The organism is Mesorhizobium sp. B2-8-1 (genome assembly GCF_006440955.1).
Classification (GTDB): Bacteria; Pseudomonadota; Alphaproteobacteria; order Rhizobiales; family Rhizobiaceae; genus Mesorhizobium.
In genome coordinates, this window is sequence record NZ_VFTX01000015.1 from 45556 (window position 1) to 66952 (window position 21397).

At 63.9% G+C, this 21397-nt stretch carries 21 protein-coding genes; 13 read left to right on the forward strand and 8 right to left on the reverse strand.

Features of this window, described 5'->3' with window-relative positions:
- Window positions 1–103 precede the first annotated feature (103 nt).
- Both FJ428_RS28740 and FJ428_RS28745 read left to right on the forward strand, forming a co-directional pair.
- A complete protein-coding gene (locus FJ428_RS28740) occupies window positions 104–430 on the forward strand; it encodes a DUF883 family protein (protein ID WP_140561580.1) in 327 nt (108 codons plus the stop codon).
- 10 nt (window positions 431–440) lie between these two features.
- Window positions 441–905, forward strand: a complete 465-nt coding sequence (locus tag FJ428_RS28745; RefSeq protein WP_140880647.1) for a hypothetical protein — start codon at window positions 441–443, stop codon at window positions 903–905.
- Between the two features lie 42 nt (window positions 906–947).
- Here FJ428_RS28745 and FJ428_RS28750 read toward each other — a convergent pair whose 3' ends face one another.
- On the reverse strand, window positions 948–2480 hold the full coding sequence (locus FJ428_RS28750; protein WP_224519159.1) for an HWE histidine kinase domain-containing protein: 1533 nt from the start codon (window positions 2478–2480) through the stop codon (window positions 948–950).
- Window positions 2481–2638: 158 nt separating this feature from the next.
- On the opposite strand from FJ428_RS28750, the gene FJ428_RS30450 reads away from it, so the two are divergent.
- Window positions 2639–2812: a hypothetical protein gene (locus FJ428_RS30450; protein WP_181165417.1), complete on the forward strand. Its 174-nt coding sequence runs from the start codon at window positions 2639–2641 to the stop codon at window positions 2810–2812.
- A gap of 29 nt (window positions 2813–2841) precedes the next feature.
- Here FJ428_RS30450 and FJ428_RS28755 read toward each other — a convergent pair whose 3' ends face one another.
- Complete coding sequence (locus FJ428_RS28755) at window positions 2842–3762, reverse strand: diacylglycerol kinase family protein (RefSeq protein WP_140880648.1); 921 nt, start codon at window positions 3760–3762, stop codon at window positions 2842–2844.
- Window positions 3763–4038: 276 nt separating this feature from the next.
- On the opposite strand from FJ428_RS28755, the gene FJ428_RS28760 reads away from it, so the two are divergent.
- A complete protein-coding gene (locus FJ428_RS28760; RefSeq protein WP_140558434.1) occupies window positions 4039–5349 on the forward strand; it encodes a PRC-barrel domain-containing protein in 1311 nt (436 codons plus the stop codon).
- Window positions 5350–5438: 89 nt separating this feature from the next.
- Here FJ428_RS28760 and FJ428_RS28765 read toward each other — a convergent pair whose 3' ends face one another.
- Window positions 5439–7004, reverse strand: coding sequence for an alkaline phosphatase family protein (locus FJ428_RS28765; protein WP_140500597.1), 1566 nt, complete (start codon window positions 7002–7004; stop codon window positions 5439–5441).
- A 221-nt stretch (window positions 7005–7225) separates the two neighbouring features.
- On the opposite strand from FJ428_RS28765, the gene FJ428_RS28770 reads away from it, so the two are divergent.
- From FJ428_RS28770 to FJ428_RS28785, 4 genes are all read left to right on the forward strand, one after another.
- Complete coding sequence (locus FJ428_RS28770; protein WP_140558435.1) at window positions 7226–8158, forward strand: VOC family protein; 933 nt, start codon at window positions 7226–7228, stop codon at window positions 8156–8158.
- 11 nt (window positions 8159–8169) lie between these two features.
- Complete coding sequence (locus tag FJ428_RS28775) at window positions 8170–8799, forward strand: alpha/beta hydrolase (RefSeq protein WP_140666455.1); 630 nt, start codon at window positions 8170–8172, stop codon at window positions 8797–8799.
- Window positions 8792–9091, forward strand: a complete 300-nt coding sequence (locus FJ428_RS28780) for a GNAT family N-acetyltransferase (RefSeq protein WP_140567475.1) — start codon at window positions 8792–8794, stop codon at window positions 9089–9091. Before FJ428_RS28775 ends, FJ428_RS28780 begins: the two co-directional genes overlap by 8 nt.
- A 153-nt stretch (window positions 9092–9244) precedes the next feature.
- Window positions 9245–10303, forward strand: coding sequence for a dipeptidase (locus tag FJ428_RS28785; RefSeq protein ID WP_140500601.1), 1059 nt, complete (start codon window positions 9245–9247; stop codon window positions 10301–10303).
- A gap of 5 nt (window positions 10304–10308) precedes the next feature.
- Here the strand turns inward: FJ428_RS28785 and FJ428_RS28790 are convergent, their stop codons facing one another.
- From FJ428_RS28790 to FJ428_RS28805, 4 genes are read right to left on the reverse strand one after another with little or no spacing between them, the layout of a single operon-like run.
- Window positions 10309–10563: a hypothetical protein gene (locus FJ428_RS28790; RefSeq protein ID WP_140500602.1), complete on the reverse strand. Its 255-nt coding sequence runs from the start codon at window positions 10561–10563 to the stop codon at window positions 10309–10311.
- 2 nt (window positions 10564–10565) lie between these two features.
- A complete protein-coding gene (locus FJ428_RS28795) occupies window positions 10566–11789 on the reverse strand; it encodes an aminomethyltransferase family protein (protein WP_140880649.1) in 1224 nt (407 codons plus the stop codon).
- 51 nt (window positions 11790–11840) lie between these two features.
- Entirely contained in the window at window positions 11841–13406 is a 1566-nt protein-coding gene (locus tag FJ428_RS28800; RefSeq protein ID WP_140880650.1) for an NAD(P)/FAD-dependent oxidoreductase, read from the reverse strand.
- Window positions 13393–15012, reverse strand: coding sequence for an NAD(P)/FAD-dependent oxidoreductase (locus FJ428_RS28805; protein WP_140880651.1), 1620 nt, complete (start codon window positions 15010–15012; stop codon window positions 13393–13395). The genes FJ428_RS28800 and FJ428_RS28805 overlap by 14 nt, the downstream gene beginning before the upstream one ends.
- Before the next feature lie 201 nt (window positions 15013–15213).
- On the opposite strand from FJ428_RS28805, the gene FJ428_RS28810 reads away from it, so the two are divergent.
- The 5 genes from FJ428_RS28810 to FJ428_RS28830 all read left to right on the forward strand — a co-directional run bounded on the left by FJ428_RS28810 (window position 15214) and on the right by FJ428_RS28830 (window position 20357).
- Entirely contained in the window at window positions 15214–16014 is an 801-nt protein-coding gene (locus tag FJ428_RS28810) for a class I SAM-dependent methyltransferase (protein ID WP_140880652.1), read from the forward strand.
- A 27-nt stretch (window positions 16015–16041) separates the two neighbouring features.
- A complete protein-coding gene (gene betI / locus FJ428_RS28815; RefSeq protein ID WP_140880653.1) occupies window positions 16042–16728 on the forward strand; it encodes a transcriptional regulator BetI in 687 nt (228 codons plus the stop codon).
- Window positions 16729–16762: 34 nt separating this feature from the next.
- Complete coding sequence (locus FJ428_RS28820; RefSeq protein WP_140880654.1) at window positions 16763–17863, forward strand: ABC transporter substrate-binding protein; 1101 nt, start codon at window positions 16763–16765, stop codon at window positions 17861–17863.
- A gap of 110 nt (window positions 17864–17973) precedes the next feature.
- A complete protein-coding gene (locus FJ428_RS28825; RefSeq protein ID WP_140880655.1) occupies window positions 17974–19050 on the forward strand; it encodes an extracellular solute-binding protein in 1077 nt (358 codons plus the stop codon).
- Window positions 19047–20357: a flavin monoamine oxidase family protein gene (locus FJ428_RS28830; RefSeq protein ID WP_140880656.1), complete on the forward strand. Its 1311-nt coding sequence runs from the start codon at window positions 19047–19049 to the stop codon at window positions 20355–20357. The genes FJ428_RS28825 and FJ428_RS28830 overlap by 4 nt, the downstream gene beginning before the upstream one ends.
- Here FJ428_RS28830 and FJ428_RS28835 read toward each other — a convergent pair.
- Window positions 20321–21394 carry an ABC transporter ATP-binding protein gene (locus tag FJ428_RS28835; RefSeq protein WP_140880674.1) on the reverse strand — a complete coding sequence of 358 codons (1074 nt, stop codon included), beginning with the start codon at window positions 21392–21394 and terminating at the stop codon, window positions 20321–20323. The genes FJ428_RS28830 and FJ428_RS28835 overlap by 37 nt on opposite strands.
- Window positions 21395–21397: the final 3 nt, after the last annotated feature.

Here is a 21397-nt window from a genome sequence, read left to right on the forward strand (position 1 = left end):
AAACCGACACCCGCTTTGCGGGACCATGCCCGTTTATCCGAGGGGCTCGGAACCTTGAGACATGCAGCGCGTTGAAACCAAAGCAATCACAGGGAGTTAAGCGATGGCAGCTGCCGCAGGAAAGAACGCAGGCGAAGCGCGGGCGAACTCGGATCTCGAAGCCGATATCAGGCAGTTGAAGACCGATATCGACAAGCTTACGAAGCAGTTGGCCAAGACAGGCGAGCATGGATACGGCACCGCCCGCCGTGCCGCCGCCGAAGGTGTCGAGCATCTGCGGGCCCAAGGCGAGGCAGCCTTTGACAGCCTGCGCAGCAACACCAGGGATATCGAGGCGCAGATAGCGGCAAGCGTGCGCGAGAAGCCGGTGACTTCATTGGCGATCGCCGCCGGCGTCGGCTTCCTGTTCGCGCTCCTGGCGCGCCGCTAGTCCCGCTCAAATGGGATTGCTGGCTTCCCTTGTCTCGGGCCTGGCTTCGGGCGAAACCGTTGCAGCCATGCGCCGCGCGCGCACGGCTGCAATTGTCTATGCGCTTGCCGCGCTCGCGGCGCTGTGCGGTCTCGGCTTCCTGATCGGGGCCGGCTATATCTGGGCTGCGGACCGCTATGGGCCGCTCGCTGCGGCGTTGGGATTCGGCGTCGGCTTTCTGATCGTCGCGGGTCTGATCTTGCTGATCTATCGCTTCTCGGCCGGCTCGCGCGCACGGCGCCGGGCAGAACGGCGCAAGGCGGACATGACGGCAATCGGGGTCACCGCCGCACTGGCCGCTCTGCCGGTGCTGCTCAAGGGAAAGGTCGGCCTCGGGGCCATTCTCGGTCCCGCCGTGGCGTTGGCGGCTTATGCCATCTACCGCGAGAACGTGAAACCAGGTCCCGGCGGGCCGGCTGGCGGCGATCCTGATTGAGGCTGACCGGATGAAGGCTGGGCCCGGATTAAGGCTGGGCGGTCACTTGGAGAGATCCTCCAGCGGCATGGATATTTCGGCAAAGACGCCTTCCGGCCGGAACTCGTGCGTCACTTCGCTGGAGATGACCTTGGCCAGGCTGCGGCGGATCAGGATCGAGCCGAAACCGTGCCGCTCGGGCGGGGCAACCGCAGGACCGCCGCTTTCGCGCCAGGTCAGGACAAGGCGCCGGTCGCTTTTTCTGCCTTGTGTCTTCCAGCTCAGATCGACCTTGCCGGATGTCGCCGACAGCGACCCATATTGTAGGGCGTTGCTGGCCAGTTCGTGCAAGATCAGGCCCAGCCCCACTGCCTGGTCCGGCGACAGCAACAGATCGGGACCGGTGATCGTCATGCGCAGTTGCTCGGCGGTGTCGAAGGGCCTCACCTCGATCTGGACGAGTTCATGGATGCCGATGCCGCGCCATTCCCGGTCGGACAGGAGATTATGGGCAATGCCGAGTGCCTGGAGCCGGGCGCCGAAGGCTTCCAGGAAAGCGCTCGGCTGCCGGGCATGGCGCACGGTCTGCGTCGCCAGCGCCTGAACGGTCGCCAGCGTGTTCTTGACGCGATGATTGAGTTCGCGAAGCAGCAGCCTTTGCCTTTCCTCCCCAAGCTTGCGTTCGGATATGTCGTAATTGACCCCGAAGATCAGCGTCGGCTTGCCGTCGCCATCGCGCTCGATGACGCGGCCGCGCGTCGCCAGCCAACGGGGTGGATGGAAGCCTTTCACTCGGTACTCGCCGAAATAGTCGTCGCCGCCGGCCAAGGCGTCGCGGAAGCGGGTTTCGGTTTGATAGACGTCGCGTGGATCTATTGCCATCAGGATGTCGCGCGCCCGCAACCGGTTCGATCGCGGCAGATTGAACAATTCCGGCAGCAAACCATCGCATTCGATCATGTCGGTGCGGATGTCCCAGGCCCAGCTGGCAAGCGATGCCGCGTCGAGCGCTATGGCGCGCCGTTTTTCTTCGCGAACCAGCGCCGCCTCGGCGATGGCGCCGCTGCGCGTCGCATCCTTCAGCGTGAACAGGCTGGCGGCTAGGCCGGCCAGCGCCTTCAACTGGTCGAGCCTGACGCGCGATGGAAAGGGACGGGGCTTGCGGTCGAAAACGCAGAGCGTTCCGATCCTGGCGCCGGCGACGGTCACCGGCGCGCCCGCAAAGAAGCGGATGTGATGCTTGCCCGTGACCAGTGAGTTGGCTTTAAAACGCGGATCCAAGGTCGCGTCGGGTACCACCATCAGTTCGCCGCCCGCGGCAATCGCATGGGCGGAGAAGGAGATGTCGGTTGCGGTCTCGATCTCGTCCAGGCCGACACGCGACTTGAACCATTGCCGCTCGACGTCGACGAGCGTAACCAGCGCGATCGGTGCGCGCATGGCGGCCGCGGCAAGGCGGCTGACGCCGTCGAAGTCGGCGTCAGCCATCGTATCCAGCGCCTGCAAGCCGTGCAGCACGGCCAGCCGGCCGGCGTCGTTGACGACGTGCATTACTTCGGCCGGCAGGCCCGGCGCCAATTTCGCCGCCTTGTTCACCAGCGCCCCCAACGCCTCCTCGCGAGCCCTCCGACTTCGCCTTCCCGACTTGCCGGCGAAGGGCTTGGCCAAACGCGGAACCTTCGTAGCAAGGAACCGTTACCCGAAGATGTTTTGCTAGAGACGCTCAACGCGTCCACATCGCATCGAGGCCGGCTATGCCCAAGACCATTCCTGAAAACAAAGCGCGTCAGGGACACTGGGGCTGGCACGGATTGCGGATCCTGATTGCGGGACTTCTCCTGGCCTTTGTCGTTTGGGGCATCGTCGAGATTTACGGCGAGTACACGAAATCCCCGACCACCGAACAAGGCAGCGCTCCGAGCGGCTAGTCTTCTGTTCCTCGTCGGCTGCCCCTGCATCAGGCCGCCTTTGCCCGCATGGCGTGCCGCGGCACCAGCACGTTCAAGGCGCCCGGGTGGATTTCGATGGTAATTTCGGCCTCGAGCTTGATAAGTTCACCGTCGAGGACGGCGCGGTATTTCCTGGCCGCCGACCGGATCTTCAGCACAGCCCGCTCTGTCTGATGGATTTCGACATGTTCATTGTCACGCCATTTGCCACGCGCGACGTTGAAGAAGAACTTGACCAGTTCGGCGCGCTGCCGCGCGACCGTGACATAAATGCCGAGCACGCCGCCCGCCGGATTGTCGGCAAAGGGCAGGTGACCCTCTCCAAACAGGTTGTTGGTGACGCCGACGCCGGTGGTTCGCGCCGTGATCTCGGCCTCGCCAATGGTCAGGGTGACCGTCATCGCCGGCGGATTCTTGATCGTCTGCCAAGCCGCTTTCGCGGATGCCCGCATCTTGCCCAGCCGGGAGCCGAACTCCATGTTCTGGCGTAGCTGCACCATCTTGGCGTGCATGCCGATCGAGAACTGATGCACGAAAGGCCGGCCATTGGCGGTGGCGATGTCCACCGCCATCACCTCGCCATCGGCGAAGGATCGCAAAGCCGCATCGAGCGTCTGCGGGATGCCGAGCCCGCGCGCGAAGAGGTTCATGGTGCCTGCGGGCAATATGGCCAGCGCCTTTTTCTTGCCCATCAGCCGCGCCGCCGCCGCCGATATCGTGCCATCGCCGCCGCCGGCGAGAATCACGTCGATGCCGCGACGCGAAGCCGCGTTGTCCAATGCCGGCACGATGTCCTTGCCGGCAACCACGTCGATATCGATGGAATGGCCTGCCGCCTCCAGCAGGTCGCGCATGCGATCGCGAAAGCCATCCAGGTCGAGGGTGCGCAAGGTGCCACCGTCCCGGTTCAGCACCGCCGCAAACCGCATGTCCCCTCCGTGTTCTCAAAAAAACTCCGAGCCGGAGAAGCTCCAGCCGTCGGCTGAACGGCGCAAGTAGCAAAAAGGTTCCGGATGATGCGGCGAATTTCCCTTTGCAGGACGCAAGTTGCGAGCCGCGTGTGCGGAGAATATGCGTCCTGGCTTTTGTCGGAACAATGGGCGCAGTCACGACGTTGTGATCAGGCGAATGCCGCGTTCGCCCGTCGCCGGTGACGGCGGAGGCCGGTGCGGCATGCATGAAATCAGGCACGAGGAGACACCATCATGATCCGCAATCTTTTAGCCACGACTGCTCTTGCCATGTTCGTGGCGACGGGCGCGCATGCGCAGACGACTCCGACACCGGCTGCGCCTGGCGCGGAGCAACCCGCCGCTCCTGTGGTGCACGCCGAGGGCAGCATCGCCACCAACATCATCGGTGAATCGGTTTATAACGGCACCGGCGACAATGCCGAGAATATCGGCAAAGTAACCGACATCGTCTTCGACAAGGACGGTCAGGCCAAATCCATAGTCATCGGCGTCGGGGGCTTTCTGGGCGTCGGGACGAAGAATGTCGCGTTCGATTACGACAAGCTGCAGTGGGCCGAGAAAAACGGCGACCGCTGGCTGGTCGCCCAGACGACCAAGGACCAGTTGACGGCGCAGCCGGAGTTCGACACCAAGCCCTATGCTCCGGCACCGGCCGCATCGACAGCCGCACAGGCGCCGTCCACATCCGCGCCGAGCGATACCGCCCAGGCGCCAGTCGACATGAACGCGGCTCCGGCGGAATCGGTGAAGCGCGCCGCCGGCAATCTCGCCACCAATATCATCGGTGAGAGCGTCTATAACGGGACCGGCGACGATGCGCAGAACATCGGCAACGTCAACGACATCGTCCTGACCAAGGAAGGCAAGGCGCAATCACTGGTCATCGGCGTCGGCGGCTTCCTCGGCATCGGCGAGAAGAACGTCACCTATGATTTCGGCAAGGCCCAGTGGGCCGAGAAAAACGGCGACCGCTGGCTGGTAGCCCAAACCACCAAGGAAGAGCTGCAGGCATTGCCGGACTTCAACCGCAAGGCCTATGATCCGGCTCCGGTCACGACGGCATCCAACGCACCTGCTGCGTCCACCCCGGCCGTCGCGCCGACAACCAATACGGCTCCGATCGACAAGACGGCGCAGGCCCCGTCCGCCTCGACGCCTGATGCGACCGCCCCCGACCAGACGAAGACCGCAGCGATCGACAAATCCAAACTGACCGAAATGCCTGTCGGCGAAGTCAGGGGCGACGATCTCAAGGGTACCACAGTCTATGGCGCCAACGACGTCAAGGTCGGCGAGATCGGCGATGTCGTGCTGACGCCCGACAACAAGACCGACGCGGTCATCGTGGATGTCGGCGGTTTCCTCGGCGTCGGCGAGAAGGAAGTCGCCGTCGGCATGGACAACCTGAAATTCATGACCGACAAGGACGGTAACAAATATCTCTACACGACCTTCACCAAGGAGCAGCTCGAGGCCCAGGCCGCCTATGACAAAGGCAGCTATGCGCAGAACCGCGAGCAGCAGCGGATGATCGTGAGATAGCAACGGCAGTAGGGCAGTAGGGTAGTAGGGTAGTAGGGCAGTAGGCAGTAGGGCAGTAGGCAGTAGGGCAGTAGGGCAGTAGGGATTCCCTATTCCCCTACTGCCCTACTTACATAGCCCACAACGCCATCCCTGGTCAGCTCCGCCAGCGCCAGCGACTGGTCGAGATGTTCGGTCCGCCAGGCAAGCAGCCGTTCGGCGAACTCGAGCCTGATCGGGAGATAGGCGGGATCGGCGGCGAGATTGGCGAGCTCGGCGGGATCCTTTTCCAGGTCGAACAGCAATGGCGGCAGGCCGCCGCCGAAATGCACATATTTGAATTTTTCCGTGCGGATCACGGCGAGATTGCACTGGCGCGAGGCAAGGCCGAAATGCCGTTCGGCTTCGCCTTCCGCGATCGAACGGAAATCGAATTCCCAATGCGCGGCGTCGCGCCAGTCCGGCGGCTCCTCGCCGGCGATGAACGGCCGCAGCGAATGACCGTCGAGGTGCGGCGCCGGTTCGCCCCCCAGCAGGTCGAGCAAGGTCGGCAATATGTCCACCGCCTCGGTAAAGCGGTCGACGGCCACGCCTGCGGTGCGGCCGTGACGCGGGTCGCGGATGACCAAGGGGATATGATAGCTGGCGTCGAAGAAGCCGCCTTTGCCCAGCATGAAATGGTCGCCCATCATCTCGGCATGGTCGGAGGTAAGCACAACGATGGTGTCGTCCCACGCGCCCGCCGTCTTGACCGCCTGCCAGATTCGGCCGAGCTGCGCATCGACTTCCGAGATCATGCCGTAATAGATCGCGCGGATGCGGCGGAAATCATCCTCGCTCCAGTCATGTACACTGCCTGCGGCGCCAGGTCGAAACTTGTGCTTTTTCTGCCTGCCGAAATCGTAGGCGAGATAGGGATGGCTGTCCGCCTCTTTCTGCCAGTCTGCCGCACGGCGAAAGTCGGGGCCGTCGGCGGGGTCGTACACGGTGTCGTATGGTGCAGGCACGATGAAAGGCGGATGCGGGCTGATGAAAGAGAGATGCGCGAACCAGGGCGCGGCATGCTCCTGTTCGCCCAGCCATCGGATGAATTCGCCGGCAAGAAAAGCGGTCGGCGTCTGCTCCTTCGAATAGACGGGCGGCGCACTCGTCACGGAGCCGGCATCGCCTGCCCCGTTCGCCGGTCGATGGATCGCGGGGGAGCCGGCGTCGGTATCGATGCCCTGCATTCCCAGCCATGACAGCCACTGCTTCTGATGCTCTGGCAGCAATTGGCGCACCGTGAAACCAGGAAGCACGCCTTCATAGCTTCGCAGCCGCGGATCAGCCGGAGCGAGCCGGCGCGGATCCAGCGATACGTCGGTGTAGCCGAACAGCGTCGGATCGTAGCCCAGCGCGCGCGCCGAAAGCGCTATATTGCCGTGACGGGCATCGAGCGGCGTGCCGTTGCGGCAAACCCGGTTATTCATCTGGTAGAGGCCGGTATAGAGGCAGGCACGGGCCGGCGAGCAGGGTGCCGCGCCGCCATAGTGCCGCTTGAACAATACGCCTTCCGCTGCCAATGCGTCGGCATTCGGCGTCTTCACCAGGGGATGGCCGGCCGCCGAAAGGCAATCGCCGCGCCACTGGTCGCAGGTGATCAGGAGAACGTTCGGACGCCTGCCTTTTCCGGTCACTGGCGATAATCCTTGGCTAATGTGCGAGCGTCGCTCATGGAACCGAAATCCCGCCCCGGCGCAAGCCCGGGCTGCTGGTGGATCGGTGAACAAATTGCTTTCGATTGTTCACTTCCAGAGTACAGTCCATCCCGCCTTTGCCGCCTTTGACGGGGACAGGCCGATGCTCATATTGGCGGGGACAGCGGCAGGGGCCGCAATAGAACAAGGGAGCAGCACTCATGCTCGACCAGATCAAGGGTTTGCATCACGTCACCTCGATGGCCAGCGATGCCCGCCAGAACAATGAGTTCTTCACTGGGAAGCTCGGCCTGCGCCGGGTCAAGAAAACGGTCAATTTCGACGCGCCCGACGTCTACCATCTCTACTATGCCGACGAGCTCGGCACGCCGGGTTCGGTGATGACCTATTTTCCGTTTCCCAATATCGGCAAGGGCCGTCACGGCGTCGGCGAAGTCGGCACCACCGCCTATTCGGTGCCGGAAGGCACGCTCGCCTATTGGGAAAGGCGCTTCGCCGAGGAAGGTATCGCCGGCCTTTCGCGCGAAGAGACCTTTGGCGAGAAGCGTCTGGCCTTCGCCGGACCGGACGGCGACGGTTTCGCGCTCGTCGAGGACAGGGCCGACACGCGCGCGCCATGGGCGAAGGGCGGCATTCCCGCCGACGAGGCGATCCGGGGCTTTCACTCCGTGTCGCTGCGCCTGAAGGATGGCGGCGCCACCGAGGAACTCTTGAAGTTCATGGGCTATGAGGAGCTCGACAAATCCGGCAATGTCAGGCGGCTGGCGATCAGGAACGGCAATGGCGCCGACGTCGTCGACATCGAATCGCTACCCGGTGCCGCCTTTGCCGATCTCGGCGCGGGCTCGGTCCATCACGTCGCTTTCGCCGTCGAGGATCGCGCCAGGCAGCTCGAAGTGCGCAAGGCGCTGATGGATACCGGCTACCAGGTGACGCCAGTGATCGACCGCGATTACTTCTGGGCGATCTATTTCCGCACGCCGGGCGGCGTTCTGTTCGAAGTCGCCACCAACGAGCCGGGCTTCGACCGCGACGAGGACACCGCCCATCTCGGTGAAGCTTTGAAGCTGCCGGCGCAGCATCAACACCTGCGGCCCTATCTCGAACAGCATCTGCAGAAGCTGGAAGACTGAGGGGCGGGGTCATGAGCACAGACAGCTACATCCACAAGGTGCTGCCCGGTTCGCCGGGCGGTCCGCTGCTCTTCGTCTTCCATGGCACCGGAGGCGACGAGGGCCAGCTCGTCTCGCTGGGGCGCGATCTCGCGCCCCAGGCAACCATCATCTCGCCACGCGGCGATGTGTCTGAACAAGGCGCTGCGCGCTTTTTCCGTCGCACCGGCGAGGGCGTCTATGACATGCAGGACCTGGCGCGCGCGACTCGGAAGATGGCGGGCTTCGTCAAGGCGCAGATAGCAGCGGCAAAACCGTCGGCGGTCTACGCTCTCGGCTATTCCAACGGCGCCAACATCCTGGCGTCGCTGCTGTTCGAAGCCCCTGACCTGTTCGACGCGGCGGTGCTGATGCACCCGCTGATCCCGTTCGAACCGGAGGTGAACGGGAGTCTTGCCGGGCGCCGCATTCTGGTGACCGCCGGCAGGCGGGATCCGATCTGTCCGCCGAACCTGACTTCGCGGCTCGAAGCCTATTTGCGCGCCGATGGCGCCGATGTCACAGTGGAGTGGCATGAAGGCGGGCACGAAGTGCGGCCGAACGAAATCGAGGCGGCGCGGCGGCTCTTTGCCGGCGTGGCCCAAGGAGTAAGTGATGCCTGACCAACTGCCGGAGATCGAACTCGAAGATCGTGGCTCCAAGGGCCGCTACGTGCTGCGCGGTCCGGGCGGGGCCGAGGCGGAGATGACCTTCACCAAGATCGGCGAGCACCAGATCATCATCGACCACACCGAAGTGCCCGACGCGTTTCGCGGCCAGGGTGCCGGGCTTCGGCTCGTCACCCGCGCCGTCGAGGACGCGCGCGCGGCGGGCAAGAAGATCATCCCGCTCTGTCCCTTCGCCAACGCCCAGTTCCGCCGTCATCCGGAGTGGGCCGACGTGCTGAAGGGGTAGGATCAGCCGGCGCTTTACCAGTCGGGACCCACGGGAGTAAAACAGTGTGATAGGCCAGCACGGCTTTGGCATTTGCACGCTCGGCCCATCTTGCCTAAGTAGATATGATATATCGCGGGCGGCGTGCGACACATCGAACCGAATGATCCCTTCATGACCGAAACCGATCTCGTTCCCGTCTTCGACGGCCATAACGACACGCTGCTCAGACTCTATCAGTCGAAAGACCCGGACGTCGAAAAGCTGTTCATGGAAGGGAAATCGGGCGGCCATATCGACCTGCCGCGCGCACGGGCCGGCGGGTTCGCCGGCGGCATGTTCGCGATCTTCCCGCCGCCTGTCGAGAGAGGCCGGCGCGGCGCTGTCCCGTCGACGCCCAGCGATGCCGAGCCTTTGCCGCCCGAACTCCCGCACAGCGATGCGCTGGCCTCGACGATCGCGATGGCCTCGATCCTGTTCAGGCTGGAACGGGCCGGAGCGCTGAGCGTCTGCCGCAATGCCGCAGATGTGCGCGGCGCCATGGTGCGCGACTCGATCGCTGCGGTATTCCATATCGAAGGGGTCGAGGCGATCGATCCCGAACTCACCATGCTCGACGTGCTGCATGCCGCCGGCTTGCGCTCGCTCGGCATCGTCTGGAGCCGCCCGAACGCTTTCGGCCATGGCGTGCCGTTCCGCTTTCCGTCCTCGCCCGATACCGGTCCCGGCTTGACCGATGCCGGCAAGGCGCTGGTCAAGGCCTGCAACCAACTCAGGATCATGATCGACCTGTCGCATCTCAACGAGAAGGGGTTTCGTGACGTCGCCGCGCTCAGCGATGCGCCGCTGGTCGCGACCCATTCCAACGTGCATGCGATCTGCGGCCACTCACGCAACCTCACCGACTGGCAGCTCGGCGCGATTCGCGAAACCGGCGGCATGGTCGGGCTGAACTTCGCCACCGGCTTCCTGCGCGAGGACGGAAAGATGAATGCCGATACCGGCCTCGACATCATGGTGCGCCACATCGATTCCCTGCTGCAGGCGCTGGGTGAGGATGGGGTTGGCCTCGGCTCCGATTTCGACGGAGCCATGATCCCGGCCGTCATTGGCGACGCCGCCGGCCTGCCGAAGCTCATCGATGCGCTCGCCGCACGCGGCTTCGGCCGCGCGCTGATCGAAAAGATCGCCTACCGAAACTGGCTGGCCATGCTGGAAAGAACCATAGGATAGGCAGGTCAGCCGAACCCCATGCGCTTCAGCCAGTCCTTGCCGACGCCGCGGTCGCGGATGATCGGCAGCGGGTTTTCCGAATCGAGCCGCGCGCAGATGCGGTAGACCTCAAGCGTCTCGGCGCTCATCTCGCCGCGCTTGTAGAAGAACATGGCGGCGGCATAGCGTGTGCGGCCCGACCATTTTTCGCCGAGCGGCGTGTTGACCAGTTCCCACTGTTCGGCCGCCTCTTCTTGCTGCTTGTCGGCTTCCTCGTCCATGGTCAGAAATCCGCCGGCGGATTGGCGGTGCGACGATCGAGCTTGATGAACGGCCGCGCCACCACCTTGGCCCGCTTCATCAGCTTTTGGTATTGCAGCTCGCGCATTGCGTAGATCTCGACCCAGAGGTCGTCGACGACAGTATCACCATATGGTCGCACCAGCGAAGCGATGGCGATGTTGCGCTTGGCCATCGGCGACCACATGGCGGCGCTGACCAGCCCGACCTCCTGGCTCTTTCTGTGATAGACGATGGCGTGTTCGGCCGGGATGTTGCCTTCGATCTCCAGCCCGACCAGCACATGCCGCAGCTTGCGCTTGGCGCGCGCCTCGAAGATGGCGCGACGGCCGTTGAAATGGGCCTTTTCCAGATCAATCATGAAGCCGAGCCCGATCTCGTCGGGCATGCGCAAGCGGTCGGCGCGGATGGCGTGTTCGGCTGTCGTGAAGTCGGCATTGGCGACGATCAGCCCGGCTTCGAGCCGGGCGCGGTTGAGCGCGGTGTAGCCGATGGCGCGGATGCCGCGCAGTTCGCCGGCCGCCATCAGCCGGTCCCACAGGCTCAGCGCCTTGTCGACCGGCATAAACAATTCATAGCCGAGGTCGCCGGTGAAGCCGGTGCGCGAGATGGTGACGGTTTCGCCATCATGCGGGAATTCGGCGAGGTCGAATGCCTTCAGCTTTTCGACATCGGCAAAACCGGCATCACGCAGCACGGCGAAAGAGGTCGGACCTTGCAGTGCCAGGCCCGCGACGGCTTCGGTCTCTTCCTCCACCGTCACATCGAACCCGATGGCGCTGTCGAGCAGCCAAGGCAAATGCCGCTCCTGCGAGCACAGCCGGAACCGCGTTGGCGAGAGCCGGAACAGCGTGCCGTCATCGAGGACGAAGCCCTCGTCGTCGCACCATGCGGTATAATGGACGCGGCCCGGCTTCAGCCTGGTCACGTCGCGCAGCGTGACGCGGTCGAGGAAGGCCTGGGCGTCCGGTCCCTCGACGCGGTACTTGGTCATCGGCGAGATGTCGAAGAGCGCCGACTGGCTGCGAATGGCGAAATATTCGAGCTCCTCGTCCCACAGCGAATGGGGGGCGCGGTAGCCCGCCCAGTTGTACCAATCCTGGGTCTTGGCCAGAGCATCGATGCGCGGCTGGAACGGCGTGCCGAGACGCAACGTGCGGAAGTGGGATTGGGCTTCGATGCGGGCGGATGATGGTTGCTGATTCATGCTGGCGATCCTTCGCCGTAGAATGCGACTGCCGCCAACTGAAACATCGCCTTACCCCTTCATCGCAATGATACGTCGAGCGGCGTTCAATCCAGGTGCGCCGGAGACGCCGCCGCCGGGATGTGAACCGGCACCGGCGAGAAACAGCCCGTCGAGCGGTGTGTCGTAGCCGGACCAGCCCGAGACCGGGCGCGAGATCAGCATCTGGTCGGCCTGCAACTCGCCGTGGTGCCAGTGGCCGCCCGGCATGCGGTAGCGCGTTTCGATGTCGGCGGGCGTCAAGAGCTCGGTGTGGCGCACCGTCTTGCCGATGCCTGGCGCGTAGGCTTCGAGCTGAGCCATGATTGCCTCCAGGAATTTCGCCTTGCCGGCGCCCCATCCCTCTTTCAGAGCATAGGGCGCGTATTGCACCACCGCCGACAGCACGCAGGCGCCGTCGGGCGCGAGCGATGGATCGGCGAGGCTTGGCAGCGTGATCTCCATCACCGGTTCGGGCGAGAACGCGCCGTATTTGGATGGATTGAAGGCGCGCTCGACATGATCGGGCGAGGGGGCGATAACCAGCCGCCCCCTGTGGCCGGCGGCATCGACACCTGTGAATTGCGGCGGCCTGTCGAGCGCCAGGTGAAGCTTGGCGACATCACCCTTCATGCGGATGTTGTTCACCTTGCGCACGAAGCCGGTGTCGAGTTCGCGTGGACCGACAAGGTCGAGCAAAGTCGTCGCCGGATTTGTCGCGGAGACGATCGTCCTGGCGCGCAGCACCTCGCCATTGTCCAATGCGACACCGACGGCGCGGTTTTTCTCGACAATGATCCTTGCGACAGGCGCCGATGTGCGGACGTTCACGCCGGCCTTTTCGGCCGAGGTGCGGATGGCGGCGATCACCGCGCCCATGCCGCCCTTCGGCACTATCTGCGCGCCGGCCGCACCGCCGGCCTCGCCGGCCAGCCGGTAATAGAGGCCGAGCAGCGAGGTGGGCGAGCGCGGACCGAGATGGCTGCCGAGCGTCGCGTCGAAGGACAGCAGCCCTTTCAGCCTGATGTCGGCAAGCTGCTCGTCGAGCAGGTCGGCGACGTTCATCAAGAGCATGCGCAGGAAATTGCGCATGTCTTCCTTGCCGAGCCTTTTCAGCGCCAGAGCGGTCTGCCCGAGCGCCGCCGTCTCCAGCAGCGACATGCCGGCCAGATCGGGCGGACGACGCGAGAGGAAGGGTTCCAGGATGCCGGCGTAGCGCAGCAGTTGCGCGCGCAACTGCTTCCACGCGGATTGCTCGGACGAACTTGCACCGGTCAGCATTTCGCCATAGGCGCCGTGCAGGACCAGCGAGGGGCCGTCCATCGACAGCGCAACCGACGGCGCGAAGTCGTCTGGGGTGATCCGCAAGCCATGCTTCTCCAGCTCCAGCGTCTTCACCACGTCGGGGTGCAGCCTGTTCAGCAGATGGGCGATCGACGAGACGTGAAAACCCGGCGCGAATTCCTCCGTGCGCGCGGCGCCGCCGAGATCGTTCCCAGCTTCCAGCAGCAGCACCTTGCGCCCGGCCTTCGCCAGCGTGGCAGCAGTGACGAGGCCATTATGGCCGCCGCCAATGACGATTGCATCATATGACGTCATGGGCCGGGCTCATATGTGAGATCGATTTGGCGAGATCGCACAGGATCTCGGCCGCGGCATTTCGGCCGGGCGCGCCCATGACGCCGCCGCCGGGATGGGTCGAGGAGCCGCACATATAAAGCCCGCCGATCGGTGAGCGGTATTGCGCGTAGCCCGGCACCGGGCGGTTGAACAGAAGCTGGTCGAAGGTCAGTTCGCCCTGGAAGATGTTGCCTTCGGTGAGCCCGACCTCGGCCTCGATTTCGCGCGGCGTGCGCACCTCCATGTGGACGATGCGGTCGCGAAAGCCGGGCGAGTAGTCGGCAATCTGCGCAATCACGCTTTCGGCGAATCCGTCGCGATCGGCGTCGGTCCATTCATGGCCGTTCACCTTGGGCGGCGCGTATTGCACGAAGCAGCTCATGAAGTGTTTTCCCGGCGGCGCCATCGTCGGGTCGAGCGTCGTCGGGATGACCATGTCGAGGAAAGGATCGGCCGACCAGCGCCCGGCCTTCCAGTCGTCATAGGCGCGCTCCATGCGCTCCATCGAATCGGTGAAATGCATATCGCCGCGATAAACCGGCGAATCCTTCGGCAGAGCCGGGAATTCGGGCATCGAGTCCAGCGCGATGTTGACCTTGCCGGACGAGCCTCGGATCTTGAAGTTCCTGACCCGGCGCAGGAAAATCTCGGGCAGTTCCTTTTCCTCGACCAGTTTCAGGAAGGTTCGCTTCACGTCGGCGTTGGAGACGACGAGCTTGCCACGGATCTCCTCACCGCCGGCCAGCACCACACCCTTGGCCTTGCCGCGGCTCACCAGAACATGGTCGACCTCGGCGCCGGTGCGAATGGTTCCACCAGACGCCTTGAAGGATGCCGCCAGCGCTTTTGTCACCGCGCCCATGCCGCCGCGCGCATAGCCCCAGGCGCCGACCGAGCCGTCGACCTCGCCCATATAGTGGTGCAGCAGCACATAAGCCGTGCCGGGCGACATCGGCCCGAGCGCCGTGCCGATGATGCCGGACAAAGCGAAATTGGCCTTGATGACATCGGTCTCGAAATATTCATCGAGGAAGTCCGAGATCGACATGGTCCAGAAGCGCAGCGTCAGCGCCATTTCCTCCGCCGACAGGCCCGCGAATTTCTTGCCCAGATAAAGGAGCTCGCCCAGATCCCGCGGCCGCAGACTGGTCGGGTCGGGCGCGGTGCGCATCAACAGCGGCTGGATGAAACGGCACTGGCGCGTCACGTCGCGCGCATAACGGTCGTAGGCTTCGGCATCGCGTTTCGAGAAGCGCGCAAATTCGCGCCGGTGTGCATCATGGTCCCGGTAATTGGCGAGATAATCGCCATCCCTGGTGAACACCGCGCCGCCCTCATAGGAGATAACCTGCAGGCCGAAGCGCGGCAGTTCGAGGTCGCGCATGATTTCAGGGCGAAACAGCGAACAGACATAGGAACAGTTGGAATAGAGGAAGCCCGACGTCAATTCCCGGCTGGTGGCGGCGCCGCCGACCCAGGGATTCTTCTCCACCACCAGCACGTCGAGCCCGGCGCGCTGGAGATAGCAGGCGTTGACCAGTCCGTTGTGTCCGCCGCCGATGACGACCGCATCCCAAGCTTTCATTTTGGCCCAGTCTTTCCATGCGATCCGCTGTTCATCTTGGCGTAATCCGTCCCCTCAATGCGCGAAATTTGGCACGGTAGTCGTCGTTGTGTCCAGCCGTATTGAATGAATGTTCAACAAATGATGTTGCGTTTTCCCAGACATGGGCTAGGCTTTGCAGGCGTTCGAGACGGACATTCGTCGATTGGGGATCGAGGGTTGATGATCGAAACGGCCGAGGCCGAGCCGGAGTATGACGGAGCCGCCATCCGCTTCCTCGAGGCGCTGTGGGGCGACGGCTACCTGTCGCCGGGCGGGCCCGACGAAGTCGACCGCGTGCTCGAGGGACTTTCGCTCGCAGGCAAGACCGTGCTCGACATCGGCTGCGGGTCCGGAGGCATCACGCTGCATCTGGTCGAACGGCATGGCGCCGCGCACGTCACCGGCTTCGATGTCGAGCGGCCGGTGATCGAAACGGCCAGGCGGCGGGCAGCCTCCCGCGGGCTTGCCGACCGCGCCAGCTTTATCCAGGCGCCGCCTGGGCGGTTGCCTTTCGAGGATCAGTCCTTCGACGTCGTCTTCTCCAAGGATGCGCTGCTGCATGTCGCCGACAAGGATGCGCTGTTTGCGGAGATATTCCGCGTGCTCAAGGCCGGCGGCGCCTTTGCGGCATCAAACTGGATGATCTCGCATGACGGCGAACCATCACCGGAGATGAAGGCCTATGTCGCCGCCGAAGGGCTGTCCTTCGCCATGGCCTCGCCGGCGCGCTACGCACAGGCGATGCGCCAGGCGGGCTTTGCCGAGGTCGCGGTTCGCGACCGCAATCCCTGGTACCGCGAGGTGGCGCGGGGCGAACTGGAAAGGCTGAAGGGGCCGCTCTATCCGACGGTCGCGGCGGCGGTGGGCGCCGCCTATGTCGACAAGAACATACGAACCTGGGAGGCCATGCAGAAGGTGCTTGACAGTGGCGAGCACCGTCCCACTCATCTTCGCGGGCAAAAACCGAAGATGGTCGGCTAGCCGGCGATGTGGAGCATGACCGCACCCATGAAAATTGCAGCACGCCAAGAGCAGTCCGCCGAGGCATCGAGCGAACCCGAGAAACGCGGGCGCAAGGCCTCCAAGGAGGTCAGGCAGCTTCAGCTGATCGAGGCGACGATCGATTCGCTGGCCAAGCGCGGCTATTCGGAGACGACGATGGCCGACGTCGCCGATGGCGCGGGCCTGTCGCGCGGCATCGTCAATTTCCATTTCGAGAGCAAGGAAAAACTGCTGATCGCGACCTTGCAGCATATGTATGACGAGTACTCGGCGCATTGGCGCAATGCCTTGGAGAAGGCTGGTGACGACCCTGCCGATCAGCTGCGAACCCTGGTCGCGGCCGATTTCGACCGTTCGATCTGCAACAAGCGCAAGCTGGCGGCTTGGTGCGCCTTCTGGGGCGAGGCCAAGTCGCGGCCGACCTATCAGGCGCTGAGCAGCGCCCGCGATGCCGTTTACCAGAACATCTTCATCGAGCTTTGCGCGACGCTCAAGCAAAGCGGCGGCTATGCCTATGAGCCGCAGGTCATGGCGCTGGCGCTCAGCGCGATGCTGGAGGGACTGTGGCTGCGCTTGATGATGGGCACCGAAGACACTACCCGCGAGAGCGCCTTGCAGGCAGCCAACGAATTCCTGTCGGCCGCATTCCCTAAACATTACCAGGGAGCAGCCGCCACCCGTCGCAAGGCATGAAGCAAGCGATAAAATAATAGAGGATGGAACAGCAATGAAGACATCAATCCAGCGGCTGACATTGGCCCGACGCCTGACATTGACCCTGGCATTGACCGGCGTGCTGGCGGCCTCGGCCGCAGCCCTGGCGGTTGCCGCCGACAAAGACCTGGTCGTGTTCGACTGGTCCGGCTATGAGGATCCGAGCTTCCATCCGAAATATGTCGAGAAGAACGGCGATTCGCCGACCTTCGCCTTCTTTGGCGACGAGGACGAGGCGTTCGAAAAAGTGCGCTCGGGTTTCAAGGCCGATCTCGGCCATCCCTGCTCGCAGAGCGTGGTGAAATGGCGCGAGGCCGGCCTGCTGCGGCCGCTCGACACATCGAAGATCACAGGCTGGAAAGATCTCAATCCCGGAATCGTGGCGATGAAGGATCTCGCCACGACCGCCGACGGCAAGGCCTGGTTCATGCCCTGGGACTGGGGCAATACGCAGCTCACCTACAATTCCTCCAAGATCGACGAGAAGGACGTGCAGTCGCTGAAGGCGTTTGCCGATCCGAAGTACAAGGGCCGGGTTTCGATCGGCGACAATGTCGACGACGCCTATGCGCTGGCGAGCCTCGCCATCGGCGTCAAGGACTGGACCAAGATGACCGACGACCAGTTCAAGCAGGCGTCGGATTTCCTGCGCCAGGTGCATAAGAACGTGCGCTCCTACTGGACCGACACAACGGACGTGGTGCAGCTTTTGAGCGGCGGCGAGGTCGATCTTGCCTGGGCATGGAACGACGCCACCGTGCAATCGGTCGCCGCCGGCGTGCCGATCAAGGCCAAGAAGGACACTAACGAAGGCATTTCGACCTGGGTCTGCGGCTATGTGCTGTTCAAGGACGCGCCCGGCAATGTCGACAAGGCATATGATTATCTGAACGCCGTCAACGATCCCGAAACCGCCAAGGTGCTGGTCAAGGACTGGGGCTATGGCCAGGCCAACGCCAAGGGCATGGCCGGCGTCGATCAGGCCGTGCTGAAGGAAAAAGGCTATGACGATGTGCAGAAATTCGTCGACAAGACGCTGTTCCAGTCGCCGGTGCCGTCGCAGCTCAAGCTCAAGATGATCGCCGAATTCGAGAAGATCAAAGCCGGATATTGAGCCGGTTCGGCCGCCCGCCCGCCTGCGGAGATGGTGGGCGGACGGGCTCGCCAAGAGAGGCGAATTCTCCTAACCTCGCGGCAGCCTTTCGCGACGGGGGAATTCGCACCATGAAGCCAGTGCTACGCCGTCTTGCCCTTGCCGCCGCCTGCATGATCGGCGCCGGCGCCGTGTATGCCTGGGCGGAAGGTGGCGGCGACCTCGTCGTGTTCGACTGGTCCGGCTATGAGGACCCGCTGCTGCACCCCGCTTATGCCGCCAAATACGGCGCCGAGCCGACCTTCGCCTTCTTCGGGGACGAGGACGAGGCCTTCGAGAAGATGCGTGCGGGCTTCAAGGCCGACATCGCGCATCCCTGTTCGCAAAGCGTGGTCAAGTGGCGCGAGGCGGGCTTGCTGCAGCCGCTCGACACGTCGAGGATAGCTGGCTGGAAAGACCTCAATCCCGGCATCATGGCGATGAAGGATCTCGCCACCACCAACGACGGCAAAGCGTGGTTCATGCCTTTCGACTGGGGCAACACCTCGCTTCTCTACCGCACCGACAAGGTGACGCCGGAGCAGGCGCAGTCGCTCAGGATCTTCGCCGACCCGAAGTTCAAGGGCCGCGTCACCATCGGCGACAATGTCGACGACGCCTACGCGCTGGCGAGCCTCGTCATCGGCCTCAAGGATTGGACAAGGATGACCGATGCCCAGTTCCAGGAGGCGTCCGCCTTCCTCCGCGACGTGCACAAGAACATCCGTTTCTACTGGACCGACGACACCGATCTCAACCAGGCCTTCATGGGCAATGAGGTCGATCTCGTCTGGGGCTGGAACGAGACCTATGTGACGCTGAAGGGGCAAGGCCTGCCGATCGCCATGAACCGCGACAGCAAGGAAGGCATCTCGACCTGGGTGTGCGGCTATGTGCTGATGAAGGATGCGCCGGGCAAGCTCGACCAGGCCTATGATTTCTTGAACGCGGTCAACGCGCCCGGGGTGTCGGACTATATGGTCAAGACCTTCGGCTACGGCCATGGCAACGGTGCCGGCATGGCCGCAGTCGATCACCAGGTGCTGGCCGACCGCGGCTTCGACGATCTCGACAAATTCCTCGACAAGACGCTGTTCCAACAGCCGGTGCCGCCTGAGCTCAAGCAGCGCATGGTCGCCGAGTTCGAGAAGATCAAGGCCGGCTATTGAACAGCGAGTCCACAAGAGCCGATGTCGTCATCATCGGCGCCGGCTTCACCGGGCTGTCGGCCGCGCTCGAGCTGAAAAAGGCCGGCGTCGATTTCGTGCTGCTCGAGGCGCGCGACCGTGTCGGCGGGCGCGTCGAATCGGTGGAGATCGGCTTAGGCGAGCGCATCGACAGTGGCGGCCAGTTCCTATGCGAGGACATGCCGGAGCTGATGGCGCTTGTCGAAGCGCGCGGCAAGACGCTTGTCGAAACCCATGTCGACGGCGCGTTTATCGCCCAGCCGCCAATCTCCGCCGCCGAGGCGAAGCGAACCTATTCTGGTTCGATGGCGATCCGCGATCGGATGAACGCGATCGCGCCGGACGATCCCTCGATTGCCGGGCTGACCGTTGCCGCCTGGCTCGACCGGCAGGACGATGCCGATGCCGCCAAGGCAGCCTTCCGCTCGATGATCGAGGGCCTGTGGTGCCTGAGGCTGGAGAAACTGCCGCTCTGGCACCTGATCGACAACGATCGGCGCATCACCAATGAGGTGCCGGAGCTCCAGTATTTCCTGCGCGAGACGATGCAGTCGGTGGCCGAGGACCTGGCCAGCGATCTCGGCGACCGGCTGTGGCTCAACGCGGCCGTTTCATGCATCGAGCATGGACCGCAAGGCGTTCGCATCGTCTCGGCGGCGGGTGTCATTGAAGCGCGGGCGGCACTTGTCGCGGTGCCGCCGGTCATGGCGGCGAAACTGGGCTTCGCACCCGCCCTGCCCGAATCCCTGGCGAAGGCACTCGGCGTTTGGGAAAGCGGCGCCGTGATCAAGGTGCTGGTGCGCTACCCCGCTGCCTTCTGGCGGCGCCGCGGCTTGAGCGGCATGGTGATGTGGCGCGACCCGCCGGGGCTGTTCGCCTGCGACGTCAGCCAGGATGAGCGCCATGCGGCGCTGGTCGTCTTCATCGGCGGCCCGCTCGCATTGCGCTGGCGTGAGCTGGGCAAGGCTGCGCTGCGCGCCGAAGTGACGGCGAGGCTGGTGGAAGCCCTCGGCCCCGACGCGGCCGAAATCGCGGGTTTCAGCCAGCGCGACTGGACGCATGACCGCTGGAGCGGCGGCGGCTACAGCGACCTCATCGTCGACGTCGCGGCGATCGATGCCGAGCCCGTGCTCCTGGCCGGCGCGCCGCCTGTTCATTTCGCATCGTCGGAGCTGTCGCCGTCATTCCCCGGCTATGTCGAAGGGGCGATCGTTGCCGGTCGCATAGCGGCGCGAAAGATCATCGCGGACCGTCAATCCGCCATCGCCACCAGGGCTTCGGGATCGTAGGCAAGGCGGATCGAAGTGCCGACCGGAATATCGTCGGCGCCGAAATCGTTGGTCTCGGTTACCGACAGCGGCTTTTCCAGGCCGGGGATCTCGACGATCAAATGGGTGATCTCGCCAAAATAGTGGCGTTCGACCACCTTTCCGGCAACCTCGAACTTGGCCGTCGCATTGTCCCACAGGACGCGCAGGCGCTCCGGGCGGATGCCGAGCGTGGCGCCGCCGCCATTGCGCACGAAGGCCTTCGGCTTGTCGGTCTTCACACGGCCGAAGCCCAGCGTGTCGACGACCAGCGAGGCGCCGTTCTCCTCGACGATCTCGGCCTTGACGAAATTCATGCCGCCGAGGAAGTCGGCGACCTGGCGGTTGACCGGCCGCTGGTAGATCTCCTTGGGCGAGGCGACCTGCGCGATCCTGCCGCCGAACATCACGGCGATGCGGTCGGACATGGCCAGCGCCTCATACTGGTCGTGGGTGACCAGCACAAAGGTGATGCCGACAGCCTGCTGCAGGCGGCGCAGTTCGACCTGCATCTGCTCGCGCAGCTTCTTGTCGAGCGCCGACAGCGGCTCGTCGAGCAGCAGCACCTTGGGCCGCATCACCAGCGCGCGGGCGAGCGCGACGCGTTGCCGCTGGCCGCCGGACAGTTCGGTGGCGAGCCGCTTGCCGAGACCGGTTAGCGACACCTGCGCCAAGGCCTCCTCGACGCGGCGCTTCTCCTCGCCGCCCTGCAATTTCAGCCGCTTCAGGCCATAGGCGACGTTCTGCTCGACATTGAGATGCGGGAAGATCGCATAGCTCTGGAACACCATGTTGGTCGGTCGGCGATTGGGCGCAATGCCTTCCATCGGCTGGCCGCCGACCGAAATCGAACCGCTCGTCGGGTTGTCGAAGCCGGCGATCATGCGCAACAGCGTGGTCTTGCCGCAGCCGGACGGGCCGAGCAGCGAGAAGAATTCGCCCTCGCGAATGGTCAAGGACGCATCGTCGAGCGCCTTGAAGGCGCCGTAGCTGCGGGTGACGCCGTTGATCTCGATCATCGT

Excerpts from the sequence above, each read along its gene's own strand:
- FJ428_RS28740 (WP_140561580.1), top strand. The coding sequence starts at position 104 with ATGGCAGCTGCCGCAGGAAAGAACGCAGGCGAAGCGCGGGCGAACTCG.
- FJ428_RS28745 (WP_140880647.1), top strand. The coding sequence starts at position 441 with ATGGGATTGCTGGCTTCCCTTGTCTCGGGCCTGGCTTCGGGCGAAACC.
- FJ428_RS30450 (WP_181165417.1), top strand. The coding sequence starts at position 2,639 with ATGCCCAAGACCATTCCTGAAAACAAAGCGCGTCAGGGACACTGGGGC.
- FJ428_RS28755 (WP_140880648.1), bottom strand. The coding sequence starts at position 3,762 with ATGCGGTTTGCGGCGGTGCTGAACCGGGACGGTGGCACCTTGCGCACC.
- FJ428_RS28760 (WP_140558434.1), top strand. The coding sequence starts at position 4,039 with ATGATCCGCAATCTTTTAGCCACGACTGCTCTTGCCATGTTCGTGGCG.
- FJ428_RS28770 (WP_140558435.1), top strand. The coding sequence starts at position 7,226 with ATGCTCGACCAGATCAAGGGTTTGCATCACGTCACCTCGATGGCCAGC.
- FJ428_RS28775 (WP_140666455.1), top strand. The coding sequence starts at position 8,170 with ATGAGCACAGACAGCTACATCCACAAGGTGCTGCCCGGTTCGCCGGGC.
- FJ428_RS28780 (WP_140567475.1), top strand. The coding sequence starts at position 8,792 with ATGCCTGACCAACTGCCGGAGATCGAACTCGAAGATCGTGGCTCCAAG.
- FJ428_RS28785 (WP_140500601.1), top strand. The coding sequence starts at position 9,245 with ATGACCGAAACCGATCTCGTTCCCGTCTTCGACGGCCATAACGACACG.
- FJ428_RS28790 (WP_140500602.1), bottom strand. The coding sequence starts at position 10,563 with ATGGACGAGGAAGCCGACAAGCAGCAAGAAGAGGCGGCCGAACAGTGG.
- FJ428_RS28795 (WP_140880649.1), bottom strand. The coding sequence starts at position 11,789 with ATGAATCAGCAACCATCATCCGCCCGCATCGAAGCCCAATCCCACTTC.
- FJ428_RS28800 (WP_140880650.1), bottom strand. The coding sequence starts at position 13,406 with ATGACGTCATATGATGCAATCGTCATTGGCGGCGGCCATAATGGCCTC.
- FJ428_RS28805 (WP_140880651.1), bottom strand. The coding sequence starts at position 15,012 with ATGAAAGCTTGGGATGCGGTCGTCATCGGCGGCGGACACAACGGACTG.
- FJ428_RS28810 (WP_140880652.1), top strand. The coding sequence starts at position 15,214 with ATGATCGAAACGGCCGAGGCCGAGCCGGAGTATGACGGAGCCGCCATC.
- betI (WP_140880653.1), top strand. The coding sequence starts at position 16,042 with ATGAAAATTGCAGCACGCCAAGAGCAGTCCGCCGAGGCATCGAGCGAA.
- FJ428_RS28820 (WP_140880654.1), top strand. The coding sequence starts at position 16,763 with ATGAAGACATCAATCCAGCGGCTGACATTGGCCCGACGCCTGACATTG.
- FJ428_RS28825 (WP_140880655.1), top strand. The coding sequence starts at position 17,974 with ATGAAGCCAGTGCTACGCCGTCTTGCCCTTGCCGCCGCCTGCATGATC.
- FJ428_RS28835 (WP_140880674.1), bottom strand. The coding sequence starts at position 21,394 with ATGATCGAGATCAACGGCGTCACCCGCAGCTACGGCGCCTTCAAGGCG.